Consider the following 17,287-nt stretch of genomic DNA (forward strand, 5'->3'; position numbering starts at 1 on the left):
TCGATGACCAGAGTGCCGGATGAACAAGAGTGAATCATGCGGCAGCTGGCAGCAGTTGCAGGATCACGAGTGCATCGCCCTGTTCCAGCGCGGCGAGCAGGAAGCATTTGCGGAGCTGGTGCGACGCCACCAGAATCGCATTTTCCGTTTCCTCCTGCGCATGACGGGCTGCCGTGAAGAGGCGCTTGAACTGACTCAGGAGACAATGTTCAAAGCCTTTCGCGCACTCCCCGGCTGGCGGCCTGACGCCGCTTTTGGTACGTGGCTGTTTCGTATCGCCAGCAATGCGGCCACGGACAGACTGCGGCGCAAGAAGGTGGTGAAGTACGAGCCGATCGAGGCCCACATGGAGTTTCCCGACCCTGCGGCCGGGCCGGAAGAGGAACTGCAATCGGCCCAGCGCGTCCGCATTCTCGAAGCGGCGCTGCAGCGGCTTCAGGATGACTACCGGCAGGTTCTCTTGTTGCGGGAAGTCGAGGAAATGTCGTACGCCGAAATAGGCGATGTGCTGGGGTTACGCGAGGGGACGGTCAAGTCCCGCATCGCACGTGCGAGACAGGCTCTGCTGGAGGTCTGCAAGGGCAGGATCTAAGGCCATCATTTGGAGATTTCGGCAAATCTGAGAGCAACGATCATGAGCAAGCACTGTAAAAGAAGTGAGAATCTGTCCGCCTACCTCGACGATGAGCTGGACGAGAAGACCCGCCTCAAATTCGAGAGGCACCTGGAAGACTGTTTCACCTGCAAGGAAATGCTGCGCGATTTGCGCTGTCTCCAGGGGTGTTTCCAGACCTTGCCACAGCCGGAAGTGGGATTCGACCTGGCACCTGTGGTGTTGGCGGAGCTGGGACGGCGTAGCGCCCGCCCGACAAGCGTGCTGCGCTTCAACTGGTGGCGGCTGTTGCCGGTTTCATTCGCGGCCGTGGCCACGGTTTCGCTGGGGGTGTTCCTGGGGAGCCTCCTCACCGGCAGGCTCGACGCCGAGGTGACTGCCCCGACGCTGGCCATGTTCGATCCCATCCCGCCAGGCGGCATATGTATCGGATTCGCGGGATGCTATCCGAAGGAAAGAATCTGATGAAACGTTCCTGGCTTCATACATTGCTAGCATTTTCCCTGCTTCTCAACGTGGGGGTGCTGGGCGCGGTGGGCTACCAGGCCTGGCAAAATGGCGGGGGGCCCGATCTGCATGCCGACGCCAAGCATGACCACCTGGCGGAGTACCTCAACCTCAGCGAGGAACAGCGGCGGCAGTGGCAGGAAAAAGAAGGAAAGTTTCTGCGGGAAATGGGGGCCGATTGGGAGGAGGTTCGCATTCACCGCGAACGCATGATCCGGCAGATTTTCTCGCAGCAGCCCGACCTTGCAGCGATCGAAGCCGATCGCGCAGCCATCTCGCGCCTCCAGGAAAAGCAGCAGCGTCATGTCATCGAGCAGCTGATGGAAGAGCAGCGCATGCTCGATGCCACTCAGCGGGAAGCTCTGGCCGAACTCCTGATCCAGCAAAAACCCGCCGGCTCGCTCGAGGAGCGGCTGCACGGCGATTGATGCGGCAGAACCGGTATCGACATGGCAGGATGGCGCACGTGCGCGATCCTGCCATCGAGCCATTGCCGATCGAAAACACCGTCCGCAATTTCCGGCTTCGGCCATGCCGACCGGCCGGCACATCTCAGCCTTATTTCAACGTGTAGCGACATACGGCACGGCATAGCAGCGCCGGCATTATTGGAGCCGCTTTCGCCATACCCTTGGGACAGTCTGGCGGCCGACGGATCATTCCGAGCGGCCTCCCATGCCCGTGCCCTCTTCCCGCCTGAACGCCGTCGTCACCGATGCGGCGGCGTTTCTGCCTTCACCGCTTCCCCAACCTCCGGGGTCGTAGAAAAAACCGGAACATTTCTCTCGCCCTCTCGTTTAAGCCAGTGAAGAACGCGATGTCTTCAAAGCAGGCAGCCCGCATCAATGTTTGTTCACCCAATAAAGATAAACGAGGAGGAGAACGGAATGCGCATCAAGAGGAAATTTATCGCCGCGGCCTGGACGGCAGTCGGGCTTTCATCCGGCGGGGCAAGCCAGGCCGCCAACTGGGTGATGGCGTTCGGGACCGAACCCCTCGCCAGCACCCACCGCTTGCTCGGTGCGGTGCAGCTCACCTACGAAAACAACTTCGACTGCAGGGACACGCGTGGCTTTGTGGGCCCCGCAGCAGCCAACAACGGATTAGTGGTAAACAACTGCCGGGTTGGCCCGGAGCTGAGAAATGACGAGTCCGGCCTTTATCTGCAGAACCTGATGCTGGGGGTCCGGGGAAATCTGATTCCGGGCCGCATCAATTACATGCTCACCGCCAACGCCGGCGAGAACGTCGCCAACTACCAGCCGTACAACACCGAGCGCAAGCACATCGCGAGCCTGACCGACGCCAGTCTCTCCTTCCACTACATCCCCGGCATGCGGGTACGAACCGGCCTGCTGCGCAAGCCCGGCCCCGAGGAGCTGTATCAGGGGCTGGAGGCAACCGACTACATCTTCCTCACCGACTTCGTGCAGCGGGTGCAGATCGAGCGCTTCATCAATGGCAACGCCAAGGCTACCGCTCCGATCGCAGGCCAGGGCTATGCCGGCAATGTATCCCGGCACGGCTACGACGCGGACGCCGGGCGCGACTGGGGACTGCAGTTTTTCGATGCCTTCAGCCGCGACAAATGGACCCACACCTACTCGGTCATGTTCGGCAACGGCAACGGCATCCATCGGGGCGACAACAACAGCGACAAGGACCTCAACCTCTATCTCTCCTCCGAGTACGACCTGCCCGGCGGCAAGGGGCCGCTCAAGCACGGGGTGAAGCTGTACGGCTACCACCACAAGGGCGTACGCAACTTCGTCATCGATGCCAACGGCACCGAGAGCCAGGATTTCGACCGGATCCGCTACGGCATCGGCATGAAGGCACTCGGCTACCTGTTCGGCGAGGATAACGGCAAGCACCGGGTGGAATTCGAGTTGATGTTCGCCGACGGGATGATCAACTACACCCCCACCGCCAACACGGCAGACGCGCCCTACGGCGGGCTGGTCCAGTTCGCGGCGGAGCGCGGCAACAAGGCCAAGGGCATTACGCTCGACTACGGCTACTACCTCAACAAGAACTGGCAGTTCGACATCCGCTATTCGCGTAACGATCTGCTGTACGAAACGGCCAACGCCAACCCGGCCGTCCAATACTGGACCAGCGGCGACGAGCGCATCCTGAAGTACACGACCCTGGGCGTGAACTACCACTTCACGCCCAAGACCCGGCTCACCTTCAACTACGAGTTCCGCAACGTCACCGCCCCGAACCCGGCGCGCACGACCGCTGGCGTCATCAGCAATCCCAGCACCACCAACGCGAACGTGGTCTCCGGCTCGGTGGGCGACCGCTTCGGGCTCAGGCTGACGCACAGCTTCTAGGCACGCGCCGGGCGACGGAAAAACACCAAAGGAGAAATATTCATGAGACCGATTTTCAGCAAATGGCGGAACCTTGTGCCGCTGCTACTGGCCGCCGCGCTCGCCGGCTGCGTCGCCCAGCCTGGCAAGCCGGCGCAGCCGGCGGCCGGAGGCGGCAAGGGAACGGATTTCTCGGAGTGGCCCTGCCTGAGCTACACCCTGGCCTGCGGCCGGACCCCGAACCGCAAGCCGGTTAAACAGGCGCTCGCCGGGCCGCTCGGCGGCGATCCGGCGCGCGGCAAGGTGTTTGCCAACGAACGCAGCAAGGGCAATTGCGTCGCCTGCCACCTGATCCAGGGCGCGGAGCAGCCCGGTTCAAAAGGCCCGGACCTGAGCGCCTACGGCACATGGGACAGAAGCGACGCGGAAACCTACGCCCTGGTTTACGACATGCGCTGGCGCAACCCGGACACCGTCATGCCGACGTTCGGGGTCAACCAAATCCTGAACGACCAGGAACTGCGCGACGTCGTCGCCTTCCTGCAGTCATCGAAGTAAAGGAGCCCTGTCATGGCTGGAAACCATTCTTTTTCCCTGCACGCGCTTGCCCTGATATCGCTGTTCGTCATGGCGGCCCCGGGGCCGGCTGCCGGCGCCGGAGCCGTATATCGTGAAGCCTATCCGCGCGCGGCAATCGACCCGTCCCGCGGCATCGGCGGTGCCGGCGATGCCGACTTCGGCGCCACCCTGCAGTACTGGCAGGACGAAAAATCGCTCGAGCAGCACAAGCAGTGGATCGGCGACCCGGAGCATGAGTGGAAGCTGAACTGGAAATTCCTCGACTTCGACCGCACCGACGACATGCACCCGGGATACCTGGCGCTGGAAGCGGGAGAAAAACTGTTCAAGCTGTGGGCCAAGCGCGAGCCGGCATTCCGCACCTGCCTCGGCGAGGGCAAAACCGACTTGAAGGGGCTGGCGGCGACCTATCCCAAGTACGATCCCAAGCTCAAGCGGATCATGACCGTCGAGGGCCGGGTGGAGCACTGCGCGCAGACCGCCCTGTGGGAGACCTTCAAGCAGGGGTCGCCGGCAAACAATCAAATCTCCCTTTACTTCAAGTCCCTGTCAGCCCGGGAACCGATCAGAGTGGACACCGGCTCCGCCGAGATCATGCAGTCCTATCGGCGCGGCGAGAAACTGTTCCATGCCAAGGTGGGACAGTTCAACTTCTCCTGCGCCTCCTGCCACACCTCGTCGGGCCTGCTGGGCCAGCGCTTCCGCGGCCAGGTACCGACCACCCCGTTCGGGGACGCGGCCCACTTCCCCACCTACCGCCTGGCCCTGGGCGATATCGAGTCGCTGCAGCAGCGCTTCATGCGCTGCAACCTGCAGGCCCGCACCAAGGCACTGCCGCCCGGCGACCCGGCTTACACCGACCTGGAGGTGTTTTACACCGTGCTTTCCAACGACTACCCGGTTTCCGTGCCATCGGCGCGCTAACCGTTCACTGCAACCGCAAACGGAGAACGACATGAATGAGCTGAATGAACTACGCAGGGCGTTGCTGAAGGGCGGATGCGCCGCCGGCCTCGTCGCCTTCGCCGCATCCGCCGGGCTGCTGGTGCCAGGCCGCGCCCTCGCCGCGGAATGGAACAAGAGCGCCTTCGAGGCCAAAAACGTCGCCGACGTCCTCAAGGGCCTGGGTGCATCGGGGGTCGCCGACAGCAAGGACATCCTGATCAAGGCTTCCGACGTTGCCGAAAACGGCGCCGTGATACCCGTCGAGGTGACCAGCCAGATCGCCGGCACCCAGTCCATCACCATCCTGGCGGACAAGAACCCTCTGCCGCTTCTGGCGATGTTCGAGTTCGTCGACGGGGCGCAGGGCTACGTCTCCACCCGCATCAAGATGGGCCAAACCTCCAACGTGCGCGTGGTGGTCAAGGCCGGAGGCAAGTACTACAGCGCGGCCAAGGAAATCAAGGTCACCATCGGCGGCTGCGGCGGCTGAGAAACGGAATTTCAAACAAGGAAAGGAATGAAAAATGGCAGAACCGATGAAGATTCGCACGCAGCTCTCCGGCGACCTGGTGGCAATCAAGGTCCTGATCGGCCACGTCATGGAGACCGGCCAGCGCAAAGACCCGAGAACCGGGCAGGTGATCCCCGCCCATTTCATCAAGCAGCTCAGCGTCGGCCTGAACGGCAAGACGGTCATTGCCGCCCAATGGGGCGGGGCCATTTCCAAAGACCCCTTCCTGGGACTGAAGGTGAAGGGCGCCAAGGCCGGCGACAAGATCACCGTGCACTGGGAAGACAGCAAGGGCGAAAAAAACAGCGCCGAGGCCACGGTTGGCTGAGCCCGCCTCACGGCGCGCGAGGTACGCGCAAAGCATGGCTGCCGACGGCACGGACCTGCCGCGCCGGCCGAAGACCACTAACCCATTCTAATTTTGGAGCATATTCATGAAACCACATTTCAAGGCAGCGTGGCTCGGCCTGGCGGCAAGCCTGGTCATGGCAGGCGCAGCAGCCGACGTGGGCAAGGACGAACGCCTCAAGCTGATACTCGAACCGCACGAGCGCCATTTGGTGCTGCTCGAAATGCGTAACTTCCTCCACGTTTTGCAGACCATGACCGACTCGCTGACCCGGGAAGACATGAAAACGCTGGCGGATGCGGCGCGAACCATGGGCAGCGGGGCCGCCAATGAAATCCCGCCCGAGACCGTGGCAAAATTGCCGGATACCTTCAAGATGTTGGCCGGTACCGTGCACACCACGTTCGACATGATTGCGCTGGATGCGGAAAGCCTGGGCGACCCCAGGCACACCCTGAAACAGATGGGCACCCTGCTGCAGACATGCAATGCCTGCCACGGCATCTACCAGGTTTCGACCGAGCCCTTTCCACCTCTGAAGCGGGGAGGTTTGACTTCCGGGAAAACGACTGCCGTGAAGCCGGCCCGCTAACCCGCCATAACCATGGAGTGAATCATGAAACCCCTTCTTCTTTCGCTGTCCGCCGCCATGCTGGCGCTCCCCCTGATGGTGCAGGCTGCCGGTCCGGCCCACCACCACGATCACGGGGCCGGCGCTCCGCAATCAATCCAGCTCAATGCCGGCAAGAAATGGGCCACCGACGATGCGTTGCGCCAGGGCATGGAAGCGATCCGGGCACTTGTGGAAAACGCGCTGCCGGCCGCGCATGCCGGCAAGCTCACGGCTGCCGGGTACGACGCCCTGGCGAACGACATCGATTCGCGCATCGCTTATATCGTGGGCAACTGCAAGCTCGACCCCAAGGCCGATGCGCAGCTCCACATCGTCATCGGCGAGCTGGCCGGCGGTGTCGACACGATAAAGGGCAAGCAGCCCGGCCAGGCACGCGCCATGGGGGTGGTCAATGTTTCCCAGACCCTGAATACCTACGGCAAATACTTCAATCACCCGGGCTGGCGGGCGATCAAGCTGCCTCACTAGATTCACCCCGCCCACGCGCGGCCGCCGCCGGCAGCCGCGAGCTTCTTCGGCCGCGCAGCCGCCGCCTTCGGGCGCGACGGCGGCAGCGCCACGACCTCGCGCAGCACCGGCAGCGCGGCCCGCTGGCCGCTCGAACCATCCAGTCTGAATACGCTCACCGCCTCGGCAAGCTTGGCCGCCTGATCCTGCAGGCTCTCGGCCGCAGCCGCCGCCTGTTCAACCAGAGCTGCGTTCTGCTGCGTCATCTCGTCCATCTGCCCAACCGCCTGGTTGACCTGCTCGATACCGGCGCTCTGCTCCTGGCTGGCCGCGGCAATCTCGCCCATGATGTCGGTGACCCGTTTCACCGAGCCAACAATCTCGTCCATGGTCTTGCCNGCTTCGTCNACCAGCTTGCTGCCGGCNTCGACTTTGCCAACGGAGTCTTCAATCAGGGCCTTGATCTCCTTGGCAGCACCGGCGCTGCGCTGGGCAAGGTTCCTCACCTCAGAGGCGACGACGGCAAAGCCGCGCCCCTGCTCGCCCGCCCGCGCGGCTTCGACCGCCGCGTTCAAGGCAAGAATGTTGGTCTGGAAGGCAATGCCGTCGATGACGCCGATGATGTCGGCAATCTTGCGCGAGCTGTCCTTGATCGAGGCCATGGTGTCGACGACCAGGCCGACGACCTGGCCGCCCTTGACCGCAACGTCGGCGGTGGAGACGACGAGTTGGTTGGCCTGGCGCGCGTTCTCGGCGTTCTGCCTGACGGTGCTGGTCAGCTCTTCCATCGAGCTGGCGGTCTCTTCCAGGCTCGAGGCCTGTTGTTCGGTGCGCGAGGAGAGGTCGAGGTTGCCGCTGGAAATCTGGCTCGACGCAGTGGCCACGCTGTCGGTACCGGTGCGAACCTGGCCAACTATCCGGACCAGGCTCTCGTTCATGTCCTTCAGCGCCTGCATCAGCTGGCCGGTCTCGTTCGTCGAGCGGACTTCGATGCGCTGCGTCAGGTCGCCGGCGGCAACAGCGCGCGCAAGATTCACCGCGTGTTCGATCGGACCGGTGATGGAACGGGTGAGGCGCCAGGCGACCAGACCGCCCAGAACCAGCGACAAACCCGCCATGGCAAGCACGAGCGCACGCGCGCTGGCATAGGCTGCCTCGGCGTCTGCCAGCGCCTGGGCGCTGGCCTTTTCCTGGAACCTCGCCATGTCTTCCAGCGCCTTGATCCACAGGCTCTGCGCCGGATGAACCTCGTCGATCAGCGTCTGCGTCGCGGCGATGGGGTTGCCGAGCGCGAAGCCCATCGCCTTGTCGAGCGAGGGGTCGGTCTGCGCACGTGCCGCGACGATCCTGGCGAGCAGCGCCTTTTCCGCCTCGCCCGTCACCAGGGCAGTCAGCTTCCCGCTCGCCTCCGCATAGCGTTTGCGCTGTTCCTGAACATGCTTCGCAGCAGCCTCCATGGCCTCCTCATCCGTCAGTAGGACAAGATTGCGGGCCGAGATGGCGGCAGTTTGCAGGGCATCGCGCATTTCGCTGACCCGCTTGATCTTGACCATGTGGCTGCCGGCGACCCGGTCGAGATGACCCTGGATCGTCGCCATGCGCAGCAGGCCGAGCCCTGCCGCCAGCAGCGTCAAGGCCAGAATCAGACCGAACCCCAGGCCCATCCGGACTCTGATTTTCATGTTTTCGAACGACATTTTTTCCCCAGGCATAGCAGCCCTTGCATGGCTTGATGGCTTGTCCCGCCAATCCCGGCAGACCCAAGTATGAAAAGCGGCGGACGTGCCGCAGCGCAGGGAAGGGAATTTAGCGGCGCCGCATGACGGCAGTGTTACTGGCCCGGAAGGCCTCGCGGGAAGTCTGGAACCTGTCAGCCGATAAGCACGGAAGACTTCGCCTGTTCCTATAATGGATCGGCCGATCGAGGGGAAGGCCTGTCTGCCCCTGCCCCTGGGTTGTCGCGTAGACGTTTCCACTTTCCCCTGAAGGAGTAGACATGAAAATCAGATCGCTGGCATACGCGATGGCCTTGAGCCTCGCCCCTCTGGCCGCTGCCGCCGACAGCGTGGTGACGATGCATCTCGTGGACGAGAAGGGCATCGGCGCCGCCATCGGCATGGTGACCATCAGCGAATCCAGCCATGGCCTTGTATTCACCCCTGCCCTCAGCGGCCTGACGCCTGGAATGCACGGCTTCCATGTGCACCAGAACCCGGACTGCCAGGCCAAGGAAAAGGACGGCAAGATGGTTCCGGCGCTCGCTGCAGGCGGCCACTACGATCCCGAAAAGACCAATCGCCACGGCACCCCGTGGGGCAACGGACACCTGGGCGACCTGCCGCCTCTTTTCGTCGATGCGACCGGAAACGCAACCCAGCCCGTGCTGGCGCCGCGCCTGAAGATGGCCGACATGAAGGGACGCTCGCTGATGATCCACGTCGGTGGGGACAACCATGCCGACCATCCGGCGCCGCTCGGCGGCGGCGGTGCGCGCATGGCTTGCGGCGTGGTGAATTAAAGCACTCGTCCGCGTTCGAGCGTCCGCCCCGTCAAAACGGCGCCGGGCTCTCGAACGCAAGCGCGTCTCCCGTCAATGGATGCGCGAAACGCAGCGACCAGGCGTGCAATAGCAAGCGCCCGGCTCGGGCCTGCACCTCGGGCGGCGCATACAGCGCGTCCCCCAGGATGGGATGACCCAGTTCCCGCAGATGAACACGCAACTGGTGCGAACGGCCAGTGACGGGTTCGAGTTCGACGCGGGTGCTTGCGCCGGCTTCGTCGACCCCCAGCACGCGCCAGCGGGTGAGGCTCGGCTTGCCGCGGATGCGGTCGACGATCCGTAACGGCCGCCTGGGCCAGTCGACGACGATCGGCATATCGATGATTCCCCACTCTTCCGGCGGCACCTCCAGCCGCCCGGCCACCACTGCGATATAGCGCTTCGTCACCGCGCGCGCGGCAAACGCTTGGGAGAGTTCGCGCTGTGCCGCCGCACCGCGCGCCATCACCATCAGTCCGGAGGTAGCCATGTCGAGCCGATGCACGACCAGAGCGTCGGGATAGCGGGCCTGCACCCGCGCGGCGAGGCAATCCTGCTTGTCCACACCGCGCCCTGGCACCGCCAGCAGGCCGCTGGGCTTGTCGAGCACCAGCAGGGTGTGGTCGGCATAGCGTGGCTCGATGGCAGAGCAGGCAGATTCGGCATCATGGTCAGCGGGGTGGTTTTTCATTGCGGAATCCCGCATTCCTTTCCTTTTCCGGCATTTCTTTCGAGTTCAGCCTGGAGCTCGACTAAAGTGAAATTCCCAGGGGCCTAATTTGGAGGATCTCATGTCGAAGGAAAAATTCCCCGAGCATTATCTGCTCGAGAAAAAAACGCACCAGGCGTTCATCGATGCGGTTGAAGGCCTCGGCAAGGTTCTCAAAAAACAGGGGCCACTCGACGGGAAGACTGCGAACCTCATCCAGCTCGCCGCGGCTATCGCGATACATTCCGAGGGCGCCGTTCACAGCCACGTCAGAAGGGCGATCGATAACGGGGCAAGCCCCGAGGAGGTTTACCACGCCATCGTCCTCCTCACCAGCACCCTTGGGTTTCCTACGGTTTCGGCCGCATTGAGCTGGGCCGGCGACATCCTGCGGAAGGCATGAAAGAAGGGCGGCTAGCCCTTCAAGCCGTCCAGCAAGGCCATCGCCCACGCCACGCCGAAGCCGTTGGCGTCGCTCATCACCGCGCCGAGCCCGCCCTTGCAGCTATGGCCGGAAAGATCCATGTGCAGCCACGGCATGTCGCCGACGAAGCGCGACAGGAAGCGGGTGGCGAGGATGTGGTCGGCTTCGCCTTCCATGCTGCACTGCTTGACGTCGGCAACGGTCGAATCGAGGCTCGCGTCGTAGTCATCCGGATAGGGGAAGACGACGATGCGCTCGCCGCTTGAGGTGGCGGCGCGCGAGGCCTGGTGTGCAATCGCGCTGGTGCTGGCGAACACGCCGGACATGCGGCTGCCGAGCGCGTAGTGCATGGAACCGGTGAGCGTGGCGAAGTCGGCGATGAGATCGGGCTTGCCCCTGGCCGCCAAGGTCAGCGTATCGGCCAGCACCATGCGGCCTTCGGCGTCGGTGTGGACGACTTCAATGGTGGTGCCGTTGAGCGCCGTGACCACTTCGTTCTGCCGGTAGGCCTGCGGGCTGATGTGGTTCTCGGCCAGCGCGACCCAGCCGTCCAGCGCGACCGGCAGCTTCAGCTTCGACGCGGCGGCAAGGATGCCGAGCACCACCGCCGAGCCGTTCATGTCCTCGTGCATGCCCTGCATGTACTTGGCCGGCTTGAGGTTGTGGCCGCCGGTGTCGAAGCAGATGCCCTTGCCGACGAAGGCCACTTTTTTCAACCCTTTGCCCTTCCCCTTTCCCCCTTCCCAGCGGATCCGCACGATCGCCGCATCCTTCGACGGCGAACCCTGCGCCACCGCGCAGAAGGCGCCGGCGCCCATCTTCTTCAGCTTGTCGAAGCCGTATTCCTCGACCGTCCAGCCGTACTGTTTCGCCAGCGCCTTGATGCGCTTGCGGTAGACGCCGGGAGAGAGCTCATCCGGTCCCTGCACGGTGAGGCTGCGGGTGAGAATATTGCCTTCGGCCAGCGCCTGGGCGCGGGCGAAGCCGTCGGCCGATTGGTGGCCGAACAGCTGCACGGTTTTCAGCACCGGATCGGGCTTGGATTTGCGCGACGGCAGCGGCACGGCATTGACCAGCGCGGTGTACACCGCCGCTTCCGCTGCACGCGCCTTGAATGCATCCTCGCCGAACACGGCCAGCGCCAGCGACTTGGGATGCTCGCCCAGCAGCAAGGCCAATGCCTTGCGCACCAGTTCGTGGGTTTCGAAGGCGCCGGCGTCGGCCTTGAGCATCGCGTAGACCGCAAGGGTGCCGCCGGGCAGCTGCGCCGCCACCGGCGACTTGGCCAGCGCATCGATCTTGAGATCGCGTCGCTTCATCGCGGCCTTGAGTTCAATGCTGCCCGGCACCTCGGGCAGGGATTTCGACACCGGTAGCAGCAACAATGCATGCGCCACCGCTCCCAGCGATTTAACGGTTATTTCCTGTTTGTTTTCAGTGAGTTTAGGCAGCATGGCGATTCCTTGCGAATGGCGTTTTTCTTGATGGTTGGCGGGGTTTCCCGGATAATTACGCGTTTGATTTTTTTCCAGCGCGTTTTCCGCCCCATCCAACAAGGGTAACCGAATGAAGATTGAAGACAAGAAACGTGTGCTGCGCGAAATGGTGTTGCACCGCCGTTTTGAAGAGCGCTGCTACCAGGCCTATATCGAACGCAAGATCGGCGGTTTTCTGCACCTCTACCCCGGCCAGGAAGCCTGCTGCAACGGCGTGATGGAAGCCGCGCGCCCCGGCCACGATTACGTGATCACCGGCTACCGCGACCACGTCCACGCGATCAAGTGCGGCGCCGATCCGAAGGAAGTGATGGCCGAACTGTACGGCAAGGAAACCGGGTCGAGCAAAGGCCGCGGCGGCTCGATGCACATCTTCGACACCGACAAGCGCTTCATGGGCGGCTACGCGTTGGTGGGCGGCCCGTTCCCGCTGGCGGCCGGCATCGCCAAGGCGATCCAGCTGAAAGGCGGCGACGAGATATCCATCTGCTTCCTCGGCGACGCCGCCAACAACCAGGGCGTGTTCCACGAGACGCTGAACATGGCTGCGCTGTGGAAGCTGCCGGTGCTGTTCGTGTGCGAGAATAATCTCTACGGCATCGGTACCTCGATCGAGCGCTCCACCGCCGTGGTGCACCAGCACAAGCGCGTCGCCGCCTACAACATCCCGGCCGACGAGTGCGACGGCCAGGATATCGAAGTCGTCTACGAGCATGCGCGCAAGGCGGTCGACCATGTGCGCGCAGGCAACGGCCCCTACTTCCTCGAACTCATGACCTACCGCTATCGCGGCCACTCGATGTCCGATTCGCGCGGCTACCGCTCGCGCGAGGAAGAGGAGCTGTGGAAGCAGCGTGACCCCATTTTCATTCTGCGCGACCGCCTGATCAAGGAAGGCGCGCTGACCATGGCCGAATTCGAGGCTCTGGAAAAGGAAACCGACGCCTACATCGAGAACGAGGTGATCAGGTTCGCCGAGGAGTCCCCCGAGCCGCGCATCGAGGATCTCGAAAAATACGTGCTCGCCGAGCGTGACACCCAGCTCCCGTGGCTCACGGGCAAAGCCGCTTAAGGTTCAAGGAATACACAACATGGCAAACATCATGTACTGGGAAGCGATCCAGCGCGCCCACGACGAAGAAATGGCGCGTGACCCGCTGGTCATCTGCATGGGCGAAGACATCGGCGTGGCCGGTGGCACCTACAAGGCCACCAAGGGCCTGTACGAAAAATACGGCCCGCTGCGCGTGATGGACACGCCGATTTCCGAAGGCGGCTTCACCGGGCTGGGCATCGGCGCCTCCTTCCTCGGCGTGCGTCCCGTCATCGAAATCATGTCGGTCAACTTCGCCTGGCTGGCGATGGACCAGATGTTCAACTCCGCCGCCAAGGTGCGCTACATGTCGGGCGGTCAGCTCACGGCGCCGTGCGTGTTCCGTTCCGCCGGCGGCGCCGCGCACCAGCTCGGCGCGCAGCACTCGGCGCGCATGGAAAAGGTGTTCATGGGCATTGCCGGCCTGCGCGTGGTGACGCCGTCCAGCCCCAGGCAGGCCTATGGCCTGTTGAAGTCGGCGATCCGCTGCGACGACCCGGTGTTCATCAACGAACACGAGCTGATGTACAACATGAAGGGCGAAGTGCCCGACGGCGAATACTTCCACCCACTGGAAGGTTCGGAGATCGCTCGCGCCGGTACCGACGTGACGCTGTTCGGCTACAACGTCTCGGTGCACTGGTGCCTCAAAGCGGCCGAAATCCTCGACAAGCAGTACGGCATCTCGGCCGAGGTCGTCGACCTCTATTCGCTGTCGCCGTTGGACCGCGAAGGCATCAAGAAATCGGTCAGCAAAACCCACCGCGCCGTCATCGCCGAGGAAGACGAAGCGCCGGTCGGTGTCGGCTCCGAAGTGATCGCCATCATCAACGAGGAATGCTTCTTCGAACTGGACGCCGCGCCGGTGCGCGTGCACTCGGCGCTGGTGCCGCAGCCCTACAACCACACGCTGGAAAAAGCGGCGATCCCGGATCACGAGGATGTGGTCAAGGCAGTACTGAAGCTGTTCGGAAAAGCGTAAACCCTTTTTTTCCGCGAAGGACGCGAAGGGACGCGAAGGAAAACGTCATCCCGGTGTGCCTTCTTCGCGTTTCTTCGCGTCCTTCGCGGATGAAAGTTTTTCAGGAATAAACATGTCCCAACATTACGCCATTACGATGCCGCAACTCTCGGACACCATGACCGAGGGCGTGGTCGTCACCTGGGAAAAACAGCCCGGCGACCGCGTCGAGCGCGGCGACATCGTCGCCACGGTCGAGACCGACAAGGCGATCATGGACGTCGAAGTGTTCAAGGCCGGCTATCTCGCTGGCCCGCTAGCCGACGTCGGTGCGACCATCGCCGTCGGTGCAGCGCTCGGCTACATCACCGACACCGCCGGCGACGTGGCGATTGCCGCCGACGAAGTGGTGGCGGAAAAGGCGCAGACCGAGATGATCCCGCACCACGCCGGCACCCCGGTGGTGATGCCGCAGCTGTCGGACACCATGACCGAAGGCGTCGTCGTCACCTGGGAGAAGCAGCCCGGCGAGGCGATCAGGCGCGGCGACATCGTCGCCACGGTCGAGACCGACAAGGCGATCATGGACGTCGAGGTGTTCCAGGAAGGCTTCCTCTCCGGCCCGATCGCCGATGTCGGCAGCGTGGTCGAGGTCGGCCATCCGATGGCCTTCATCGTCGACGATGCCGCCAAGGCCAACGACACCGGCGTGACGATTTCCGCCGAGCACAAGGTCAAGGACATCCACAAGGTTGCCCCGCATGCGGCCGACAAGCCGGCGCATATTCCCATGCCCAAGGCTGCGCCCGCGCAGGTGTCCGCCGCCGGCAACCTGCCGCCGGTGGCGCGCCCGCAGGGCCGCCAGGCCAGCCCCTATGCGCGCAAGGTGGCGGCGCAGCTCGGCGTGAATCTCACTGGCCTTGCCGGCAGCGGCCCGTCCGGCGTGATCGTCGCCGCCGACGTGGCGCGCGCACGGCCCTCGATGCAGGAGGTCGCGCACTCGCTGCCGCAGGTCGACGTGCCGGGCCAGGGTCGTGCGATGACCTCGATGGAAAAGGCGGTGAGCCACGCGATGACCGCCTCGCTCACCCTGCCGACCTTCAACGTCACGGTGAACATCGACACCGCGAAGCTGACCGCTGCTGCCAAGGCGAACAAGGTCTCGGTGACGGTGGCGATCGCCAAAGCGTGCTCGGTGGCGATGGCGAAGTTCCCGCGCATGAACTGGGCCTACCAGCCGGTCGACAAGCTGGTCGAGCGCGCGAACCACGACTTCGGCGTGGCGGTGATGTCGAACGACGGCGGACTGGTGGTGCCGATCCTGCACGGCATCGAGAAGAAGCCGCTGGAGGCGCTGCAGGCCGACTGGACGGGCCTCGTCGAGCGCGCCCGCGTGCGGAAGCTCGCGCCGGCCGAATATTCCAACCCCACCTTCACCATTTCCAACATGGGCATGCTGGGCGTGTCGCACTTCACCGCGATTCCCACCCCCGGCATCTCGGCGATCCTGGCGATCGCCGCCAACGGACCGCAGGGCACGCCGTTCACCATCACTGGCGACCACCGCGTGCTGAACGGCGCCGACGTCGCGCTGTATCTCGCCACGCTGAAGCAGACCATCGAGGCGCCTGAAGGCTGGATGGCTGGCGGCGCGGCCGCTGAAACCGTCACGGGTACGGCCGCGACCACCAGCGCCCCCGTCTCGCCGATTCCCGAGGGCAACTGGGATGTCCAGGTCGTCGTCGTCGGCGGCGGCCCCGGCGGCGAGGACTGCGCACGCGATCTCGCCGACCATGGCGTCAAGGTGATGATGGTCAACAACGAGCCCTTCCCCGGCGGCGAATGCCTGTGGCGCGGCTGCATTCCATCCAAGGCCTGGCGCGCCGCGGCGGACAATATTCGCAACCGCGCGCACGACGCCGAGATGGGCGTCGACGGCACCAATACACCCAGGCTCAACTGGGAACAGGTCGAGAAGCACCGGCGCTGGGTACAGACCAGCCGCGGCGACATGGCGCTGAAGGCCGACAAGGGTATGAAGATCGACGTGCGCGAAGGCTACGGCGAATTCGTCGACGCCCACACGTTGAAGGTCACTCCGGTCGAGGGCGAGCCCTACACCGTTTCCTTCGGTGCCGCGGTGATTGCAACGGGCGCCCCCGCCTTCGTGCCGCCGATTCCCGGCGCGCGCGAGAACCTGGCCTCCGGCGGCGTGGTCACCTCCGACACCATCTGGAACCTCGCCGCGCCGCCGAAGAAACTCGGCATCGTCGGCGGCGGCGTGATCGGCGTCGAGATGGCGCAGATCTTCCGCGACTTCGGCACCGAGGTGCTGATGCTCGAACGCCATGACCGTATCCTCGCCGAAACCGAGGAAGAGATCGCCAAGCACCTGATCGCCTTGCTGGAAAAGGAAATCACCGTCGTCACCGGTGCCGCCATCAACGAGGTCTCCGGCAAGCCCGGCGCGATGAAGCTGCGCTACGCGAACAAGGACGGCGTCGAGTCCACCTTTGAGTGTGACGTCGTGCTGATGGCCACCGGCAAGCGTCCCGACACCAGCCGGCTGAATCTGGACAAGATCGGCGTCGAACTCGACGGCGCTGCGATCAAGGTCGACGCCCGCTGCTGCACCAGCGCGCCGAACATCTACGCGGTCGGCGACGTCATCGGCGGCTACATGCTCGCCCACACCGCCGCGACGCAAGGCCGCGTCACGGCCGACAACCTGTTGGGCCACGCAAGCGAATACGACCAGGATAAGGACTGCGGCGTCACCTTCTCGCGCCCGCAGGCCGGCTTCGTCGGCCTCTCGGTGGCGCAGGCCAAGGCCAAGGGCATCGACGCGGTGGAGGCGAAGATGCCGATGAGCATCGACGCCAAGGCGATGATCACCGGCGAGACCGAGGGCATGATCAAGCTGGTGGCCGACAAGGCCAGCGGCCGCATCATCGGCGTGCATTACCTCGCCGACCACACCGACACCCTGATCGGCATCGGCGTGATGATGGTCGCCGGCGAGATGACGCTGACCCAGGTCGCCAAGGCAATCTTCCCGCATCCGACCCAGACCGAGCTGTTCGGCGAACTGGCGCGGCGGCTGTTGAACCGCCTGCGGCGCACGGCAAAGCGATAATCCTGCCATCCCCATCAATAGCAAGG

General features: G+C 63.8%; 18 protein-coding genes. 15 read left to right on the forward strand and 3 right to left on the reverse strand.

All coding sequences use genetic code 11. The features are described from left to right. Positions 1–19: 19 nt before the first annotated feature. From B059_RS0107525 to B059_RS0107570, 10 genes are all read left to right on the forward strand, one after another. Positions 20–592: an RNA polymerase sigma factor gene (locus B059_RS0107525; RefSeq protein ID WP_018077628.1), complete on the forward strand. Its 573-nt coding sequence runs from the start codon at positions 20–22 to the stop codon at positions 590–592. A gap of 42 nt (positions 593–634) precedes the next feature. Then, a complete protein-coding gene (locus B059_RS0107530; protein WP_018077629.1) occupies positions 635–1,078 on the forward strand; it encodes an anti-sigma factor family protein in 444 nt (147 codons plus the stop codon). Then, positions 1,078–1,548, forward strand: coding sequence for a periplasmic heavy metal sensor (locus B059_RS0107535; RefSeq protein ID WP_018077630.1), 471 nt, complete (start codon positions 1,078–1,080; stop codon positions 1,546–1,548). Before B059_RS0107530 ends, B059_RS0107535 begins: the two co-directional genes overlap by 1 nt. A gap of 459 nt (positions 1,549–2,007) precedes the next feature. After that, positions 2,008–3,459, forward strand: a complete 1,452-nt coding sequence (locus tag B059_RS0107540; RefSeq protein WP_018077631.1) for a TonB-dependent receptor — start codon at positions 2,008–2,010, stop codon at positions 3,457–3,459. Between the two features lie 42 nt (positions 3,460–3,501). Then, entirely contained in the window at positions 3,502–3,996 is a 495-nt protein-coding gene (gene soxX, locus B059_RS0107545) for a sulfur oxidation c-type cytochrome SoxX (RefSeq protein WP_018077632.1), read from the forward strand. 12 nt (positions 3,997–4,008) lie between these two features. Further along, positions 4,009–4,941: a sulfur oxidation c-type cytochrome SoxA gene (gene soxA / locus B059_RS18810; protein ID WP_018077633.1), complete on the forward strand. Its 933-nt coding sequence runs from the start codon at positions 4,009–4,011 to the stop codon at positions 4,939–4,941. 31 nt (positions 4,942–4,972) lie between these two features. Continuing rightward, the gene (gene soxY, locus B059_RS0107555) at positions 4,973–5,452 is read left to right on the forward strand and encodes a thiosulfate oxidation carrier protein SoxY (RefSeq protein ID WP_018077634.1); all 480 of its coding nucleotides are present in this window, start codon (positions 4,973–4,975) and stop codon (positions 5,450–5,452) included. A gap of 34 nt (positions 5,453–5,486) precedes the next feature. Then, positions 5,487–5,801: a thiosulfate oxidation carrier complex protein SoxZ gene (soxZ, locus tag B059_RS0107560; RefSeq protein ID WP_018077635.1), complete on the forward strand. Its 315-nt coding sequence runs from the start codon at positions 5,487–5,489 to the stop codon at positions 5,799–5,801. A 106-nt stretch (positions 5,802–5,907) separates the two neighbouring features. Next, a complete protein-coding gene (locus tag B059_RS18815) occupies positions 5,908–6,414 on the forward strand; it encodes a hypothetical protein (protein WP_018077636.1) in 507 nt (168 codons plus the stop codon). A 24-nt stretch (positions 6,415–6,438) separates the two neighbouring features. Then, the gene (locus tag B059_RS0107570; protein WP_018077637.1) at positions 6,439–6,924 is read left to right on the forward strand and encodes a hypothetical protein; all 486 of its coding nucleotides are present in this window, start codon (positions 6,439–6,441) and stop codon (positions 6,922–6,924) included. A 2-nt stretch (positions 6,925–6,926) separates the two neighbouring features. Here B059_RS0107570 and B059_RS0107575 read toward each other — a convergent pair whose 3' ends face one another. Beyond that, positions 6,927–8,615, reverse strand: a complete 1,689-nt coding sequence (locus B059_RS0107575) for a methyl-accepting chemotaxis protein (protein WP_018077638.1) — start codon at positions 8,613–8,615, stop codon at positions 6,927–6,929. A 284-nt stretch (positions 8,616–8,899) separates the two neighbouring features. Here B059_RS0107575 and sodC point away from each other — a divergent pair, with 284 nt between their 5' ends. Continuing rightward, complete coding sequence (gene sodC, locus B059_RS0107580) at positions 8,900–9,421, forward strand: superoxide dismutase family protein (RefSeq protein ID WP_018077639.1); 522 nt, start codon at positions 8,900–8,902, stop codon at positions 9,419–9,421. 31 nt (positions 9,422–9,452) lie between these two features. Here sodC and B059_RS0107585 read toward each other — a convergent pair whose 3' ends face one another. Beyond that, positions 9,453–10,133: an RluA family pseudouridine synthase gene (locus tag B059_RS0107585; RefSeq protein WP_018077640.1), complete on the reverse strand. Its 681-nt coding sequence runs from the start codon at positions 10,131–10,133 to the stop codon at positions 9,453–9,455. 100 nt (positions 10,134–10,233) lie between these two features. On the opposite strand from B059_RS0107585, the gene B059_RS0107590 reads away from it, so the two are divergent. Beyond that, on the forward strand, positions 10,234–10,554 hold the full coding sequence (locus B059_RS0107590; protein ID WP_026177379.1) for a carboxymuconolactone decarboxylase family protein: 321 nt from the start codon (positions 10,234–10,236) through the stop codon (positions 10,552–10,554). A gap of 11 nt (positions 10,555–10,565) precedes the next feature. On the opposite strand, the gene B059_RS0107595 is transcribed toward B059_RS0107590, so the two are convergent. Further along, positions 10,566–12,029 (reverse strand): M17 family metallopeptidase, encoded by a 1,464-nt coding sequence (locus tag B059_RS0107595; protein WP_026177380.1) that lies wholly within the window; start codon positions 12,027–12,029, stop codon positions 10,566–10,568. A 112-nt stretch (positions 12,030–12,141) separates the two neighbouring features. On the opposite strand from B059_RS0107595, the gene pdhA reads away from it, so the two are divergent. From pdhA to B059_RS0107610, 3 genes are all read left to right on the forward strand, one after another. Next, complete coding sequence (gene pdhA / locus B059_RS0107600; protein ID WP_018077643.1) at positions 12,142–13,143, forward strand: pyruvate dehydrogenase (acetyl-transferring) E1 component subunit alpha; 1,002 nt, start codon at positions 12,142–12,144, stop codon at positions 13,141–13,143. Positions 13,144–13,162: 19 nt separating this feature from the next. Continuing rightward, on the forward strand, positions 13,163–14,146 hold the full coding sequence (locus B059_RS0107605; protein WP_018077644.1) for an alpha-ketoacid dehydrogenase subunit beta: 984 nt from the start codon (positions 13,163–13,165) through the stop codon (positions 14,144–14,146). 112 nt (positions 14,147–14,258) lie between these two features. Next, entirely contained in the window at positions 14,259–17,261 is a 3,003-nt protein-coding gene (locus B059_RS0107610) for an FAD-dependent oxidoreductase (protein ID WP_018077645.1), read from the forward strand. The last annotated feature ends 26 nt before the right edge of the window (positions 17,262–17,287 follow it).

The sequence above is a fragment of the Thiobacillus denitrificans DSM 12475 genome (assembly GCF_000376425.1).
Lineage (GTDB): Bacteria > Pseudomonadota > Gammaproteobacteria > Burkholderiales > Thiobacillaceae > Thiobacillus > Thiobacillus denitrificans.